Raw genomic sequence first — 17,820 nt, forward strand, 5'->3', positions numbered from 1 at the left:
ATGATCTATCAACCTTTTTATCTTGCTCTATCGGTTTTATTTACGGCTAAAACACCGGAAAGTCAGCTGCGGTTACACTCGCCCCTGCTCTGTATACGCGTTCTTTATCCCAAGTGGTTGAGCCTTCATAGGCGCCGCGGGCGATTGGTGCAGAACCTGTGATCCCGGTAATTGACACACCGTTCGAGTTTTGCGCCGAGCCGCTGTATTGCCTAAAGTTACCGTTTGCTGCGTCTTGAAAATTATTACTATATTGGGTTTCGGTAAATACGGTGTTGTTCGAAGCATTAATGGTGTAGTTGTATGGCGCTTTGGCGATCTCGGCAACGTAATCCGTTAAGCTGTATTCTTTAATATCCGAGATTTTGCCTGTCGACTTAAACTTATGCTGTGGCAAGGTTAAGGTCACGTAGGTACCACCCAGTTTATGCGCCTTGTTCGACATCATAATATTGTTTTTCATATTACCGTCAGCGACTAAACCATGAATATTCTTATCAACATCTGAATGGTGCCAAATGTTCATAAAGCTATCGTAGTTATAGAAGGTATTGTTGTAGTAATTAACCTTACGCGTCATGCTGCGTGAGCGTGGGCCAAGGTAAATAATGCTGCCATCTGGCTCTATCGCGTTGCCTTCGGTTTTACGTGTATAGCCAACGCCGCTGATGTTATAGATTAGGTTGTGATGCACTGTGTAGTTATCAACATCTTCTAAGTACAGGGCTTTGACCGTTTGGCGGTTGTAAAAAGGCTTAGTATCCATCGCCGGAATACCATGCATATCGCGGATCTTGTTATAGGCGATTTCGGTATCTTTTAAATCAAGGTAGTCAGTTTGGCCTGTGCTGGTCATCATAATCGAGCCTGCATCTTCACCCATTGCCATGGCTTCAAACATATCGTTGTCGGTAATGGTCGATTTAACCGACTTAGTGGTGCGAATATGGAAGCGTGACGCACGGCCTAATGTGTTTTGCGTGATCTCGGTATTTTCTGCTTCGTTAAAAATAGATACAGTGAACTGACCTAACCAGCCTATATCTTCAATAACGTTATTGTGGATCTTGTTATTATTACCTGAATTTAGAACAAAGCCACTGCCCCAGGTATGAGCGATTAAGCTGTTTTCATAAACACCATTATCGGAATCGTCGATCACTATACCCTCTTTCAACACACCGTAACCGCGACGGTAAAGGAATGGATGCAAGTACTGAAATGAACAGCCATTAACGTGCAAATCGTCTGAGCTATTTACCTTCATGGTCGCTGCAACAACATGAATATTTTCGATGGTAATATTGTCTGAATTTTGCAGATTAAGCGCTAATTTACGCTTTTTCGCTTCAACGGTTAAACCATTCATATTGCCGTTGGCAGGCTTGTAGTACAGTACATTGTTGTTGGGTTTGTAGAACCACTCTCCAGCTCTGTCTAATACTTCTAAATCGAAGATAAAACCAAAACCTTCTGGCGAGCTGTAAGCATCAGCGTTTTTCCACACACCGTCATTGGTGCCAACAAAACTCAATAAGCGATTACCATCTTTTTGAATAGCTGCGCCATCGGTATTGGCCGAAAAGATATTATTGCGTAACTTACCGATTAAGCCACGCACCACTGCATCTTCTGAAAAAGTCACATCTGGCAAATAAGGTACACCATCATGCCAAGTAAAAGTGACTTTAGAGCGCACGCCTGTACCTTGCGGTTTGGTGGCGTTGGTGATCACTGCATAGCCGCTTTGGACATCCGTTGGGTTTAGCATATCGCCGCTGATATTATCCGGAAAACGCGCCATTTGCTGGAATTGACCATTGACAAAAACTTGGGTGTAGTCGGTTTCGATCTGGCTGCTATCTAGCCAAGCTTTAAAGATACCCGGACGATATGGATCTTCATTCCAAGTACTGCCGACCACATCGGCACCCGAGATTATCACCTGTTGAGTGCCATTAGGCATAATGGTGATATTGCTTTTATTTATGATATCAACTTGCTCACGATAAGTTCCTGCACGCACTTTGATTACATCGCCACTTTGCGCCTGAGCCACTGCATGATTAATAGTTTTGTAGGGTGCATCCCAAGCACCCGATGCGGAGTCGCTACCATAAGTGGCGACATGGATATTTTTTGCCAATACCGGTGTTGCTAAAACGGCTAATGACAATAAAGAACAACTAAATGCTTTAGCACTTTTACGACTAGCGCCTTTGCTTTTAGCGCTAATTTTATGAGTTGTTTGATTTAGTGTTGAGTAGCTAATTATTTCCTTCATTACATTGCACCTTTTAATTGTGTAATTTTGATTATTTACAATTTCCATTTGAACTTAATTATTTCTTTTTACTTATTTAATACTGACTTTTTTATAGATAACCGCACAACGTCACATATGCAGTGATAAATAATTTAGATCGTATATCGCAGATTGTAAACAATAAAAACTATGTCAATATCAAATATATATAGAAATAAATATAGCTATAAGTGATATGTAAATGAAGGGTAGGTTAATCAGGAAACAGTGAATAACATTAAAATTGAACGCAGCAAAAAATACACGAAATTAATTGTGTTTTTTTGATAAATAGAAGGTAGGCGGTTTATCTAATTACCTGACGAGTAAAAAGATAAACCGCTTGTTGTAAAGTGAATTAGCGTTTAGCGAGTACTATTTGTTTTTAGCTACAATACTTTGCAAATGGCCTTTTTCGTGGCCCGCAATGTCACCTTGCGCTTTTAACGTATTAAACGCTTTTGCTAGACAGCTATTATACTGGCCAGCATTCTTACTAGTCGCGGTACAATCGGCATCTGCGGTTACTACTTGTACAGCTAATGGCATACCTGCAGAGTTAACGCGATTGCCAATACCCGTATCAACACCTGCAACCATAACATTGCCTGATACAACACCAAGATGAACGTCGACTGTATCGGCAACACCATCATTATCGTCATCAAGATCAGCGTTATCGCCCTGACCGTCACCATCAAAGTCTGCCCATTCAGAGCTATTAAGCGGGAACACGTCATCACTATCCGCTACTGAATCACCGTCGTCATCTTCATCGGCATTGTTGCCAATCCCATCTCCATCAGTATCCACTGATTCACTGGCGTCGAATGGGAAAGCATCTAGTGCATCTTCAACTCCGTCGTTGTCATCGTCGTTATCCAACGCATCAGATACACCATCACCATCAAAGTCGCCTTCTATGTTGATGCCTCTGATCCCTAAGGTCTTACGATCACCATTGGTGTTGTCAAACAAGGTATATAAGAAGTAGAACTGACTAGCAGGAAGCTCCGCAGTTGGGGTTAAACCAGCTAATGGGATGGCTGCGTTGGCGATACCGGTTTGTTGGCCGATGGCGCTGCCATCTTTGATTAAGGTTTCGCTTTGCATGACCCACTTATTTTTACCTGTTGCTGGATCAGTTACTACCTCAATCAAACGTAACGATATGCGCACACCACCCAATGTATTAGAGACAGTATGGCCTGTGCCTGCTTCATAGCTAACCGCAACATTTAATGTTTCGGATTGTAAGAAGCTAGTAGCGGTATATTGCTCGCTATCAACGAATTGAATGCTAGGGTCAACGGCTGGCTCTGGTTCTTCTGGCTCAGGCTGCGGTATAAAGTCCATTTCGTCGGCATTAGGAAATGCATCACGCGTTACACTACTACCCGCATTAAATACACGCTCTTTATCTTCAGTTGTCGCACCTTCATAGGCACCACGCGCGATTGGCTCTGGTCCGGTAATCCCTTCAATTGGTTCGCCATTAGAGTTTTGCGCCGAACCATTGTACTGTCTAAAGTTGCCGGTGCTGATATCTCTAAAGTTGTTATTGAATTGAGTTTCGTTAAATTCAGTATTGCTAGATTGATTAATGGTGTAGTAATACGGCGCTTCAGCAATGGCCGCAACATAATCAACAATACTGTACTCCGAAATATCCGAAATTTTACCCGTCGCTACCGATTTATGCTGAGGTAGCGTCACTGTCATGTATGTGCCACCAAGCTTCGACTTTTTATCCTTCATCATGATGTTGTTGACGATATTACCGTCGGCAATCAAGCCATGAATGTTTTGCTCGACATCAGAATGATGCCAAATACCCATAAAACCATCGTAGTTGTAGAAGGTGTTATTAAAGTAATTAACCTTACGTGTCATGCTACGGGTTCTTGGCCCAAGGTAAATAATGCTGCCATCTGGCTCAACTGCTTTACCTTCGGTGATCCGCTCGTAACCGACGCCGGTAATGTTATATACCAAGTTATGGTGAACCGTGTAGTTGTCTACGTCTTCTAGATAAAACGCTTTAATGGTTTGGCGGCTGTAGTATGGCTTGGTATCCATAGCCGGAATACCATTTAAATCATGAATGCGGTTGTAGGCAATTTCAGTATCTTTAAGATCAAGATATTCGGTTTGGCCCGTGCTGGTCATCATGATCGCACCCGCATCTTCACCCATCGCCATCGCTTCATACATATGGTTGTCGGTAATGGTCGACTTAACGGATTTAGTGGTACGAATATGGAAGCGAGACGCTCGACCAAAAGTGTTTTGCACAATTTGGGTGTTTTCCGCTTCGTTAAATAACGCCACAGTAAACTGGCCTAACCAACCAATATCTTCGATAATATTGTTGCGAATAACGTTATCGTTACCCGAATTAAGAATAAAACCACTACCCCAAGTTTTCGCAACTAAGTTGTTCTCGTAAATACCGCGATCAGAATTATCAACCACGATACCTTCTTTCAACACACCATAACTACGACGGTATAAAAACGGGTGTAAATACTGGAATGAGCTGCCACTCACATGCAAATCATCTGAGTTATTCACCTTCATCGAAGCGGCCATTACATGGATATTCTCAATTTTAATATCGTCTGAGTTATCTATGTTTAGTGCCCATTTACGCGTTTTTGCCTCTACTGTAAAACCATGCATTGAGCCAGTAACCGGCATGTAATACAGTGTATTGTCTTTGCGTTTGTAGAACCACTCACCCGGTCTATCAAGCACTTCAAGATCGAATATATAACCGAAACCTTCCGGTGAAGTGTATGCTGGCGAATTTTTCCAAACGCCGTTGTTAGTGCCGATAAAACTGACAACACCCGAGCCATCGGTTTGAATATCGGCACCATCGGTTGATGCAGAAAAGATGTTATTGCGTAATTTACCAATTAAACCGCGAACGACAGCTTCGTTAGAAAAATCGATATCGGGCAAGCTAGGCACACCGCGATGCGTGGTAAAGTTGACTTCAGAATAAACGCCCGTACCTTCAGGTTTGTTGGCATCAGTAATGACAGCGTAACCACTTAACGGATCCATAGGATTAAGCATGTCGCCACTGATGTTATCAGGGAAACGAGCCATCTGCTCAAACTTACCGTTGACAAAAACTTGGGTGTAGTCGGTTTCAATTTCACTGCTGTTTAGCGTGGCTCTGAAAACACCAGGACGGTTAGGGTCGGCACTCCAGTTACTTTCAACAATATCAGCACCCGAGATGATGACTTGTTGATTGCCATTTGGACGCAGGGTAATACCTGTTTTGCCTTTAATATTAACTTGCTCGCGATAAGTACCTGCGCGGATTAGAACTACATCACCTTCATTTGCTTCTTCTACTGCACGATTAATGGTTTGAAAAGGCGCATCCCAAGCACCGCTAGCGGCATCGTCACCATAAGGTGCGACATGAATGTTTTTAGCGTAAATTGGCGCTGAAAACGCAAGAGTTGAGGTTATCCATAACAAGCATTTGCAACGAGAGATATTTTTATTAACAAGCGTCGTTAAACGCTTGGTTTTATTGGGTTTTATTTTTTTATATGTAAAGCAACTTGTTAACAAAACAACACCTTTAATAAATTCAGTCAATCATAGGGCTCATTTATTAAATGTATTGTGAACAAGAATGTAACACATCGAATTAAATTATTTTTAACTTTTATTTTACAACAGAAAGAGTGTTTTAAATTTATTAGTTATTTATCATGTAGTTATGACAATAAATAACAAAAAACTATTTTTAACTCTATTATTAAAAACCAACGCTCAATGATAATAATTAACAATAAAGTTTTAAAAATTCACCTAACATGTCAAAATACAGATAATTCAATTTAGCGATTTCTATTTTTATATATAAATAGAATCACTTGATAACCTAACCCTCAGACGATGGAGTGATTAGTTGAGTATCGAACAAGACTATGAACTGATCCGGCTAGCACAAAACGGCGACGTTAATGCGTTTTCCGAGCTGGTTAGCAAATATGAACGCGAGATCAGGATTAGTTTAGCGACAAGATTGGACTCACACCATGAAGCAGAGGATTTAGCACAAGAAACCTTTATTGTGGCGTTCCGCAAAATTAAAGACTTTGTGCCTGAGCGTCCGATTAAATATTGGTTTAAAGCCATAGCATTGAATTTGCTCAACAATCACAGGCGCAAGTCAGTACCATTAGCGGTTGGCGACGCAATGGATTTAGAAAGCATTATCGAATCCAAAATTGAACACAAACTCGAAGTACAAACAGAATCCGGACTGTATGCCGCGCTAACTGGCTGTTTAGATTTTTTAAATGACAGCCTGAAAAAACTGGTTATTCAGCACTATGGCGAAGGCTACACCATACGTGATCTAGCCAAAATGACGGACACCAAATATTCAACGTTAACCATGCGGTTACATAGAGTTCGCGACAAATTACGCAATTGCATATCAGATAAAATGGCAGGTGACTCATGATCAGTACGGAACACCAACAACTTGTCGCCCGATACTTAAATGGTGAAAAAGTAACACAAGAGCTTGAGCTCGCGTGCCAACAAAACCCAGCACTAATCGATTACATTGCCGAGCATAAATTAATTGCTCGTATAACGAGGTTTAAACAGCGTGATCACGGCACTAGCCACTTTGTACAGCAATTCAAAGCAAGTGCTGACATACCGAAAATCAATGAGTCGCCTACCGAACAATTTGTCAATACAGTTACTGCGCCCCCACAAAAGCTATTATCAAACCGTACCGCCAGTAACCAAACACTGTACAATCGCCTATTTACTGGCACTGCTGCTGGTAAAGGTGCTGGTACTGGAGCTTTAATAGCCGCCACGCTTTTATTCGCTATTCTAGCTTGGGTGTTTCTACCAGCGGATCCTCAGCACAATGTCATTGTCAATCACAATGGAAAAGCTTCATCAACCCTAAATAAAATCGAAGTCAGTGAGAGCTTACACACAAAAAGCTATTGGATTAAACAAGGACAACATCAACTTAGACTCGATTCCGGAGCGCGAATTACTGCCCACGCCCCGACTGAATTTAATTTAGATAAAAATCATTCACTGCAGTTGATTAATGGTCAAATCAATATTAGCTTAGCAACCAATACCATGGCACATATTTTAACCAAGGATGCACAATATATATTGGCAAACTTAGCGAGTCAGCCAAGCGCTGAGCCTGTTGTTTCCACGTCAAATATACCCGCATTTCAATTGACTTGGGATGGCTCACAACCTGTCAATATCAGCCTTAATCATAAGGGTAATATTCAATATGGTACCTTTACGCCTAAACCTGTGATCCGCCACCTTAAAACAACAAAAACCAAACAAGCTCAAAACCCGAATTCAGCCAACAGCAACCAGTCAATCGACTTGCAATTTGACAATTTACATTCACAAGTAAAGAGCGCGCCTTTGCCTCTTAGCAATCATAAGAATTTGCTGAAAAATTTAAACGCAGGCTTTGAAGCCGGCAATCTCAACAACTGGAAGTTACATTTTAGCTCAGTAGGTTATGCCGAAGTACAAACCGAGGCCGCCAAATCTGGCAACTACGGGTTATACGTCAATACACAAGCAGGTAAAGTGACACTGCGCTTTGACCACCATGTATTACCACAAGACTTTATGCGTAATGGCCGACTGTTTAGGTTGAGCTTTGATATTAAATTAATCGGTAAACAAACCGAAAATCCCGGCATATACGCGCGATTAATCAATACTAAAGACAAGCTATTGGCTACCGCGTATGGTGCGTGGTTTAGGCCTCAAGCTCATGGCAATTGGCAACGAGTCAACAAACTCATCACAGGTGAAAACTGGCCAAGTACACACACGGGAATCGAGCTCGCGTTTTACACTCCATACGACGAGTTCTTTATTGATAATGTTCGCTTAGAGCCTGTAGTTAATCCAAAAAACTTGCTAGCCAATAGCAATGCTGACTTTGAAAGCGGGGCCTATGGTGACTATATTGTTGAGAAAGTTGCGACAGGAAAAGACAACTACGCCCATATAGAAGTCAATAAAACAGCGGCTATCACGGGGGATTTTGGTATGCATGTCGACACTTATCAAGGGCCGCTGGCAATTAAGATTAAACACAAAGCATTTAAAGGCATCACATTTGACCAAGAGTCAGACTATATTTTTAGCTATGACTTACGTCTAGTCAAAGGACGAATATCAACCCAGCACATTACATCAACCGGCTGGCACAACGCCAAACCAGGGTGGCCACCCAACAGCTTTCATTTAGAACATGCTAAAGTTGGCGAAAGCGGCTTAATTAAAATACGGGCAAGGATCCCCAAACAATTTATACCTGATAACGATAGTTTTCAGATAGGGATCCATGTCGATACGCAAGCAGTTTTCCATTTAGATAACTTTGAGTTTTTTCCTGCTAATCAGAAATAACTGACGTTAAACGCAGTTTAAATAAGCCGTAGGTCGCCATGAGTACAACGAATCGCGACACGACCATGTTGCAGCCTTATGCCTCAAAAATAGAAATGACAAAATTTATATGTCCACAAAGATTAGGATTTCGTTAGCGACAGCCAGCATTTAATTCAAACTTTGGCTGGCGGTGGTTTAATCCGTGTTGGCGGATGCTTAGGTGTTATGCAGATAAATCTGCACCTACAGGGATGTAGGAAGTGCCGAGCGTTCAGGAATAAGCATCGGTGCACCTACAGGGATGTTGGAAGTGCCGAGCGTTCAGGAATAAGCATCGGTGCACCTACAGGGATGTTGGAAGTGCCGAGCGTTCAGGAATAAGCATCGGTGCACCTTGCACTTAAAATCTACCCAGCAATTTCGTATTAAGAAAATGCTGGGTAGTTATCGGCGTCTTAACTAATTTTCTGATTTAAAAATAGTTTTTGCCTAACTCCTCTTCGACAAAAACAAATAAGGAGCAATAGTAATAGCAAGGATGGGCACGCTCAAACTAATTCAGAGAATCACTTTGACGGCTTTATCCACCCAATAGATTTATTAACAAAAGATACTAAAAAAACTAACCATAAAGTGGCATAAACACTAAACCAAGCCAACAGTATCCAGCCCTTAGTTTGCATAATGCTTATTGATAAAGATGCTACCTCTATCATCATCAAGAAAAGCGCCTGTAATACCAATACTATAAATAAGGCTAGTAAATCAACAAGTCTTAATTTGCTTTTTATGTTCAATAGATAAAAAGCGCTTAAAGCTAGAAACAAGATACCGCCTAAGCTAATAAGCAGGTCCTCTCCGCTTCCTTGACTTGCCAAGCTTCTAACTGGAATAACTTGCGCTCGTTCTTCGAGAAAGAAAAACAAGCTTCCAAATCTATAAAACAGATAGCTCAATAGAACTTGAAGAAGAACTAAAAGCATAAGTATAGGTTTAAAGTTTTTCATATTATCCACCTTATTTTAATGCGTCAGCGATAGCATCTTGATGTCCCCATGATCTTCTAGAAACAGGAGACCCTTGTGAGATTGGTAAATCCCTTGCAAGCGCATTTACCCCGGCGTTATGACCATATGTAGCTTCTTGCACGGATACAGGTCGGCCCAACCGTTCTTGGAAACTAGCTACATTAAGTGATATTAGTGATATAGCAGTTCGGTCATTTGCGAGAAGATTAATGATTTGGTTTCTTGTATCACTACTCATAGTGGAAGTGTCAACGCCTAAAAGCAGTGCCGCGGTATTAATATCCATTTCAGCTAAGCCTACGCTTGCATCATTGATCCCTACCAAGATCATCATCCAAGCGGGCACATTTTTTAGTTTTGCCCAAACACCATGATATTTCTCTTGGAAAATTATGCTGGCCACATGCTGTGGATCCACCCCCATAGATCGAGCTGAGCTGGAGATTGAATACTTATGCTCACTAATTAGATCTAGGGCTGCTTGTCCCTCTCGCGCTCTATCATGCCTCCTAGAGTTGTTCCTATACCTATGTATCCTTTCATAAAACTTAATCTGCCTTTGTAGTTCATAACTGCCATAAACAGTGTGACATTCTCCTGAGTCGCATTTCTTTTCAACTTTTTGACAGTTCCCGCCCTCACTCTTTCTTTGGCAGGCTTCATCATCGTTAGTATATCCACTCGGATCTGTGTACCTGAGTGGGTTATTCCACCCGTAAGTATAAGAGTTCCAACTTTGGCTAAAATAGGGAGCTTGTACAATCGGATCTGGGCTTAAAAAGCGACCGATAATAGGGTCATATACTCTACCCTTCATATGAATAAATCCTGTCGCAAGCATATCATGACCAGTGAAGCCATCTTCGGTGATGTTAGCCAAATTATAAGCCAAGGCTTCGGTCGATTCTTAAATAACAAGACACCCACCTAAAAATACCAATCTTTGCGGGACATATAAATTTTGTATTTTCTATTTTGATGTATAGGACTGCAACATGGTCGTGTCGCGATTCGTTGTACTCATGGCGACCTACGGATTTTTAATTAAGTTTGTGTCTCATACGCACCTACAGGGAAATATTTTCAAGCTACACGTAATTCCTTTTGCTCTTTTATAAACACAAAAAAGCCCGAGTATTTCTACTCGGGCTTTTTAAATCTGTTTTTAGACAGATAGGTGTTCAGACTATTTTGCTAAACAGTTGCGCTTTAGACAAAGCCGCCGAATGTTTCAACCCTAGGAGCATACACGGAAGTATGTGACTAGGGTGAAATATGAAGGCAATGCAGTAAAAAGTGCAAATGTGACGCAAAATTACATCATACCGCCCATGCCGCCCATACCGCCCATACCGCCCATATCTGGGGCTGCTGGAGCTGCGTCTTGTGGTACTTCTGCAACCATAGCTTCGGTAGTGATCATTAATGATGCAACAGATGAAGCGAATTGTAATGCAGAGCGAGTCACTTTAGTTGGATCTAGGATACCCATTTCTAACATGTCGCCGTAAGTGTCGTTACCTGCGTTGTAACCATAGTTACCTTCGCCGTTTTTAACGTTGTTAACAACAACTGAAGCTTCTTCACCTGCGTTAGTTACGATTTGACGTAAAGGCGCTTCCATTGCACGTAGTGCAACTGCAACACCGTGGTTTTGGTCTTCGTTGTCACCAGTTACGCCCGCAATTTTAGCGGCAGCGCGAACTAGAGCAACACCACCACCCGGTACTACACCTTCTTCAACTGCTGCGCGAGTCGCGTGTAATGCATCTTCTACGCGAGCTTTTTTCTCTTTCATTTCAACTTCAGTGGCTGCACCCACTTTGATTACGGCAACACCGCCAGCTAATTTAGCTAAACGCTCTTGAAGTTTTTCTTTGTCGTAATCTGAAGTTGATTCTTCGATTTGACCACGAATTTGCGCTACGCGACCTTGGATTGCATCTTCTTCACCAACACCGTCGATGATAGTTGTGTTGTCTTTAGAGATAACTACGCGCTTAGCTTGACCTAGGTCTTCTAAAGTGGCTTTTTCAACTTCTAAGCCGATTTCTTCAGAGATAACAGTACCCGCAGTAAGAGTCGCGATGTCTTGTAACATTGCTTTACGACGGTCACCAAAACCAGGTGCTTTAACTGCAGCAACTTTAACGATACCGCGCATGTTGTTAACAACTAAAGTGGCTAATGCTTCACCTTCAACGTCTTCAGCGATGATTAATAGAGGACGGCTAGACTTAGCAACGCCTTCTAACGTCGGTAATAATTCACGAATGTTAGAGATTTTCTTGTCTACAAGAAGAATGAATGGGTTTTCTAACTCAACTGAGCCGTTTTCAGCGTTGTTGATGAAGTAAGGAGAAAGGTAACCGCGATCGAATTGCATACCTTCAACTACATCAAGTTCGTTTTCTAACGCTTGACCTTCTTCAACTGTGATTACGCCTTCTTTACCAACACGATCCATAGCAGAAGCGATGATTTCACCAACTTCAGTATCAGAGTTAGCAGAGATAGTACCGACTTGCGCGATAGCTTTGTTGTCTGCACAAGGAACAGAGAATGCTTTAAGCTCAACAACTGCAGCAGCAACGGCTTTATCGATACCACGTTTAAGATCCATTGGGTTCATACCCGCAGCAACCGCTTTAAGACCTTCGTTTACGATGGCTTGTGCTAATACAGTTGCAGTCGTTGTACCGTCACCCGCTTCGTCGTTAGCTTTTGACGCAACTTCTTTAACCATTTGTGCGCCCATGTTTTCGAACTTGTCTTCTAGTTCGATCTCTTTAGCTACAGAAACACCATCTTTAGTGATGTTTGGCGCACCGAATGACTTGTCTAATACAACGTTACGGCCTTTTGGACCTAAAGTTACTTTAACTGCATCTGCTAAAATGTTTACACCCGCAAGCATTTTAACGCGAGCGTCGTTACCGAATTTGACTTCTTTTGCTGCCATTTTCTATATTCCTAAATTCTTTCAATCGTTAGATTTAATTCTGTTTGTTTAATACCCGACAATTTAACTTCAAAATAGTCGGGCTTTAGGCAAAGCCGTCAAGATTTTCGCGAGGGAGCTTATTCCAATAAGTGACCGAGCAAAAAGCGAAGACAATGCCGCATAAAGTCTGAATATGAAGAAGTTATTCAAATACCGCTAAGATATTGTCTTCTTTCATCACCAACACTTCTTCACCATCGATTTTTTGCGTGCTGTCGATAGCGAAACCAAATAGAACCGTTTCACCGACTTTAACGTCTAATTCTTGACGAGAACCATTTTCTAAAGCACGACCAGGACCTACGGCGATAACTTCACCTTTTGAAGATTTTTCTGCTGCGCTGCCAGTTAATACGATACCGCCTGCAGATTTTGTTTCTTCTTCTAAGCGTTTAACGATCACGCGATCTTGTAAAGGACGAATTGCCATTTTTCTTAATCTCCTAAGAACAAATGTGATATTGAAAAAATTTAGGCTCAACTCACTTTGTTGAGCCTTTACATTGTTGGGATGTTATTTGGGGATAGGCCTTTTGAAATACAAGGCTATTTTATAAAAATTTTTAAAAAAGAATGTAAAACGGCTGCAAAACGCAACTTTAACTAATCTTTACGCTCAAATTCACCATCAATAATGTCACCCTGCTGACTTGGGTTTGAACCTTTTTTAGGTTGGCGGTCAAACGGGTTAGCGCCAAGATCGTGTTGCCTTTTTTGGTGAAAGTCATGATGCTGAAAGTCTTGCTGGTGAAAACCTTGTTGAGAATGAAATCCGCCCTGCATATTCGATTGAACAACTAACTTGTCTTTAATTTGCGCATACACGGCCAAGGCTATCGGTTTACGCGTAACAGGGATTGTTAGCAAAAAGCCAATCGCATCGGTCACAAAACCTGGGGTGACTAACAGTACACCTGCAATAAGTAACATTAAGCCTTCAACCAAAGTTTGCGCTGGTAATTGCCCTGAAGCCGTTTGGGTTCGTAAACTGTGTAAGGTTTGTATACCCTGTTCCCGCACTAATTTAGCGCCAATAAATGCGGTTAAAATTACGATACCTAAAGTGGTCCAACCGCCAATTATTTCGCCAACTTCGAGTAACAGCGCAATTTCGATGATTGGCATAATGGCGAATAATATAAATAATTTTGCAAACATAAGTTCTCAATTTAAATTGATAAAAAATAAATTAGTCGGTGGCGCTGTAATATTGTCGTTGCTTTGCCTGTCTACTGAGGCAGTAGCGTAAGAATTTCTGTAAAGCATTTTACTGATTACTTGTGTAACGCGCCACGACACTGACATATTATGACATATGGGTGGCAAACGAAACTTTTCAAGTTTAATCTACGGTTATTTATCGACTGACATTGGTCGTTCACATGTTTAACTGCTGATTTGCAAGAACAATACTATGAAAAATGATATACAAGCCGATACACCAATATTGGTGTTTTGCACAACGCCAACCAAACAGGAAGCCCAAGAGCTGGCTAACGGTATTGTGCGCCATAAACACGCTGCATGCGTGAATATAGTTGATGCCATTGAATCAGTATATTCTTGGCAAGGCCGTATCGTCATGGACAACGAATACTTATTAAAAATTAAAACATTGGGTAGACATTTCGAAGGATTGCAAGCTTTTATCAAAAGTCAGCATAGTTATGATGTCCCTGAGATAACGGCAGTTAATATGTGTGCTATTTCCGACGAATATGCACAATGGCTGATCGACAGTCTTACCCCAAGTTCCAATCAACAACAAGGCCAAACAGAATGATGTTATTAAAAGTTTGTAAGCCGTCACTTTTAATAAAAAATTTGCCATTGTGGGCGCTAACGCTAGCACTTTTCGCTGCGTTGTTATTCACAATGCAATCCGTTAACGCACAAAACAAGACATTAACCCAACAGCCAATTGCTAATAATGCCGAACCACTCTTTTCAAGTAACTCGTCTTCTCTGGATGATTTATTTGCTGAAGAAAGCGAGCAAGAGCCGGACTTTTTACCCATAGACAAAGCGTTCGCCTTTAACTTTATCCAGAATGGTGACAAAGTCGATATTCAATTTGATATTGCCCCCGGATATTACCTTTATAAAAAACAATTTAAATTTGCCGCAGATAACGCAAGTTTTAGTGACGTAATTTTGCCTGAGGGTTTACCTTACGAAGACGAATACTACGGTCAAACTGAGATCTACAAACAACAATTTAGCGCGCAGATCCCACTCAATTTTGCGCTTGAACAAGGCGTTATTAAAATACGTTATCAAGGTTGTGCCGAAGCAGGATTATGCTATCCACCCAGCGTTAAAGAAGTTTTGCTAACTCCGATAAATAGCGGCGCTACGGGGGGACTGAATGCAAGTACAGATTTTTCTGATTTGAGTACCGATGAGTCAAGCTTAAGTTCGTTTTTACAAAGCCAAAGCTGGTTTATTGTGTTATTGGTATTTTTTGCGTTAGGTGTCGGATTAGCTTTAACGCCTTGTGTTTTCCCTATGTACCCTATCCTTTCTAGTGTATTAGTCGGTCAAGAAAAGCTAACCAATAAAGCTGCGTTTTTATTATCGCTTAGTTTCGTGCAAGGCATGGCACTAACCTATGCGGCTTTAGGGTTACTCGCAGCACTAGCAGGAGCCAGCTTTCAGGCTGTATTACAAAGCCAAGCTGTGCTTATCGGCTTATCTATTATGTTTGCTGCTTTGGCAGGTTCCATGTTTGGTTGGTACGAATTGCAGCTTCCGAGTAGCTGGGTTAATAAATTAAATGCCAAAAGCATGGAGCAAAAACAAGGTAACTTTAAAGGTGCATTAGCCATGGGCGTATTGTCGGGGTTAATAGCTTCGCCTTGTACCACAGCGCCTTTGTCTGGCGCGCTGCTTTACGTTGCTCAAACCGGCGATGCATTATTCGGATTTGTTACCTTATACATACTGTCAATTGGTATGGGCTTACCTTTACTGATTATTGGCGCTAGCAGTGGTAAATGGTTACCGAAAGCCGGTGGCTGGATGGAAAGCGTTAAAAAACTCTTTGCCTTTATATTACTGGCAGTACCAATTATGTTGTTCGCGCGCTTTATGCAAGAGCAATATGTATTGTTGTTGGCTGCGTTACTGGCCATGGCCTGTGCGGTATTCTTTGGTTTTCAGTTTAAACGACAACAAAACATTAAGTTATCCGGTGGCATCACTTTAGTCAGTTTGTTGGTAGCCATCTACTTTGGTCAAGCGGCACAAGGCTACAAAAAGCTAGAATTACCCTTTTTAGTCACCACTTCTGCAGTGCAAATTCAGCAAGAGTTAGATAAAGCTAAGCAAGCTGGTCAACCCGTATTACTAGACATTACCGCTGAATGGTGTGTCGGCTGTAAAGAATTTGAACATATCACTTTTGCTAACGCCAACGTACAAGCAACACTAAAAGACTATCAATGGCTACAATTGGACGTGACCGAGTTTAATAGTGAACATGATGCGTTAATTAAGTCGTGGGGAATTGTTGGCCCACCGGCTCCTACTGTGATGATCTTTACTACACAAGGCATTGAGCTTAGTAACCAAAGGATCCGCGGATTTTTACCCCCTGACGAATTTATAGGCGCAGTCAAACAAACACAGCAATAGCAGGTATACAGGGCAATAATTCATGTTATTGCCCTGTAGAATACAATAAAAACGTCTATACTTTTAAACCATATCAAGCAGTATAGTCTTCTCGCTCAGGTCTTATGGTTCATTGTCAGCGCTTACTCGCCCCAATCACATAGTAGAGCATATGCTCATGGGGTCTCAAAGCTTGACGGCTTTGCTTACATGGATGTAAGTACTTAGGTTTCGTCTGGAACTAGAAACCTGCCCCTAAAACCTGATCGCTTTAACTATAATTAACAAGCAAGGGGCGGCAACGTTGTCGTATTATTACCACGAACAAATTATTCAACTCACTGCGCAAATTGATGCCGAAGGTTTGCATGATACATTTGTCCAATTGGTTAAAGGATTGTTCCCCGATGCAGAAATACGCCTATACAATAATCGCTTGCCCGCATCGCATGGCCATTACGAGCTACTGCATCTGTCCCCAACACTCAGCCAAGATGAGTTAAAATCTCAAGTCAGCCAAGACACCCAATTACTCGATGCACTCATCAAAGAGCACGCATCAATAGAATTTGATTTAAGCCAAGACCAAATCGTTTATCCATTAATGGCTAGAAACTTATATTTTGGTGCGTTAATTATTGATGGCCACGCCATTGAAGATTTAGACAAACAAACCGTTCTCGCCGCCTACATTGCTATATACAGTAATCAATTAAATTTATTACGCACCAGCAATCATGACGCCCTAACCGGCTTATTTAATCGCCAAACCTTTGATGGCACGCTTAACAAACTGTTATCGACAACTGAGCATAGGCGAAACCAAGACGGCAGCGAAGAACCTCACCGCCATTGTTTTGCCATGTTAGACATTGATCACTTTAAGCGCCTAAATGATAATTTTGGCCACTTGATTGGCGATGAAGTGTTACTAACCCTAGCGCAACTGATGCAAAAATGCTTTCGAGACGAAGACATGTTGTTTCGTTACGGGGGCGAAGAGTTTGTGATTATTATAAAACGCGTCGACTTGGCAATGGCTGGTTCGGTGTTAGAAAGGTTTCGACAACTAGTCGAAAACCATTATTTTCCACAGGTTGGCCGTGTCACCATTAGTATCGGCTATACCCAACTCGTAGACAACGTACTACCGACAACTATCATTGGCCGAGCCGATAAAGCCTTGTATCACTCCAAAGAGCTAGGGCGTAATAAAGCAAGTTGTTACGAAACCCTGATCGAACAAAACAAACTAGATGAAGCGCCTGGCGCCTCAAATGACATTGAATTGTTCTAATTTAGTAGACAAAATCTGACATCGTGCAAATTTTTCAGGTTAGACCAGTGTTTTGCGAGTTTTTCGTTTCAAATTGTTGTAAAACCCGTTATATTTAGCCGAAAGATTTAAACTTGTATGATTT

The 17,820-nt window shown here is 41.6% G+C and carries 12 protein-coding genes; 5 read left to right on the forward strand and 7 right to left on the reverse strand.

Annotation, left to right across the window (positions count from 1 at the left end):
• Positions 1 to 46: 46 nt before the first annotated feature.
• Together C2869_RS04380 and C2869_RS04385 are read right to left on the reverse strand one after the other, a co-directional pair.
• Complete coding sequence (locus tag C2869_RS04380) at positions 47 to 2,284, reverse strand: right-handed parallel beta-helix repeat-containing protein (protein WP_108601797.1); 2,238 nt, start codon at positions 2,282 to 2,284, stop codon at positions 47 to 49.
• Between the two features lie 396 nt (positions 2,285 to 2,680).
• Positions 2,681 to 5,806 carry a NosD domain-containing protein gene (locus C2869_RS04385; protein WP_228710760.1) on the reverse strand — a complete coding sequence of 1,042 codons (3,126 nt, stop codon included), beginning with the start codon at positions 5,804 to 5,806 and terminating at the stop codon, positions 2,681 to 2,683.
• 439 nt (positions 5,807 to 6,245) lie between these two features.
• On the opposite strand from C2869_RS04385, the gene C2869_RS04390 reads away from it, so the two are divergent.
• Together C2869_RS04390 and C2869_RS04395 are read left to right on the forward strand one after the other, a co-directional pair.
• On the forward strand, positions 6,246 to 6,806 hold the full coding sequence (locus C2869_RS04390; RefSeq protein ID WP_108601798.1) for an RNA polymerase sigma factor: 561 nt from the start codon (positions 6,246 to 6,248) through the stop codon (positions 6,804 to 6,806).
• Entirely contained in the window at positions 6,803 to 8,770 is a 1,968-nt protein-coding gene (locus C2869_RS04395; RefSeq protein WP_108601799.1) for a carbohydrate binding domain-containing protein, read from the forward strand. Before C2869_RS04390 ends, C2869_RS04395 begins: the two co-directional genes overlap by 4 nt.
• 548 nt (positions 8,771 to 9,318) lie before the next feature.
• Here C2869_RS04395 and C2869_RS04400 read toward each other — a convergent pair.
• From C2869_RS04400 to C2869_RS04420, 5 genes are all read right to left on the reverse strand, one after another.
• Entirely contained in the window at positions 9,319 to 9,759 is a 441-nt protein-coding gene (locus C2869_RS04400) for a hypothetical protein (RefSeq protein WP_108601800.1), read from the reverse strand.
• Positions 9,760 to 9,769: 10 nt separating this feature from the next.
• Positions 9,770 to 10,660, reverse strand: a complete 891-nt coding sequence (locus tag C2869_RS04405; protein ID WP_228710761.1) for an RHS repeat-associated core domain-containing protein — start codon at positions 10,658 to 10,660, stop codon at positions 9,770 to 9,772.
• A gap of 435 nt (positions 10,661 to 11,095) precedes the next feature.
• On the reverse strand, positions 11,096 to 12,742 hold the full coding sequence (gene groL, locus C2869_RS04410) for a chaperonin GroEL (RefSeq protein WP_108601801.1): 1,647 nt from the start codon (positions 12,740 to 12,742) through the stop codon (positions 11,096 to 11,098).
• A 184-nt stretch (positions 12,743 to 12,926) separates the two neighbouring features.
• A complete protein-coding gene (locus tag C2869_RS04415; protein ID WP_108601802.1) occupies positions 12,927 to 13,214 on the reverse strand; it encodes a co-chaperone GroES in 288 nt (95 codons plus the stop codon).
• Positions 13,215 to 13,387: 173 nt separating this feature from the next.
• A complete protein-coding gene (locus C2869_RS04420) occupies positions 13,388 to 13,942 on the reverse strand; it encodes an FxsA family protein (RefSeq protein ID WP_108601803.1) in 555 nt (184 codons plus the stop codon).
• Positions 13,943 to 14,198: 256 nt separating this feature from the next.
• On the opposite strand from C2869_RS04420, the gene cutA reads away from it, so the two are divergent.
• From cutA to C2869_RS04435, 3 genes are all read left to right on the forward strand, one after another.
• Positions 14,199 to 14,567, forward strand: coding sequence for a divalent-cation tolerance protein CutA (gene cutA / locus C2869_RS04425; protein ID WP_108601804.1), 369 nt, complete (start codon positions 14,199 to 14,201; stop codon positions 14,565 to 14,567).
• A gap of 92 nt (positions 14,568 to 14,659) precedes the next feature.
• A complete protein-coding gene (gene dsbD, locus C2869_RS04430; RefSeq protein WP_159084030.1) occupies positions 14,660 to 16,420 on the forward strand; it encodes a protein-disulfide reductase DsbD in 1,761 nt (586 codons plus the stop codon).
• 283 nt (positions 16,421 to 16,703) lie between these two features.
• Positions 16,704 to 17,696 carry a GGDEF domain-containing protein gene (locus C2869_RS04435; protein WP_108601806.1) on the forward strand — a complete coding sequence of 331 codons (993 nt, stop codon included), beginning with the start codon at positions 16,704 to 16,706 and terminating at the stop codon, positions 17,694 to 17,696.
• Positions 17,697 to 17,820: the final 124 nt, after the last annotated feature.

It is taken from the genome of Saccharobesus litoralis, assembly GCF_003063625.1.
GTDB lineage: Bacteria > Pseudomonadota > Gammaproteobacteria > Enterobacterales > Alteromonadaceae > Saccharobesus > Saccharobesus litoralis.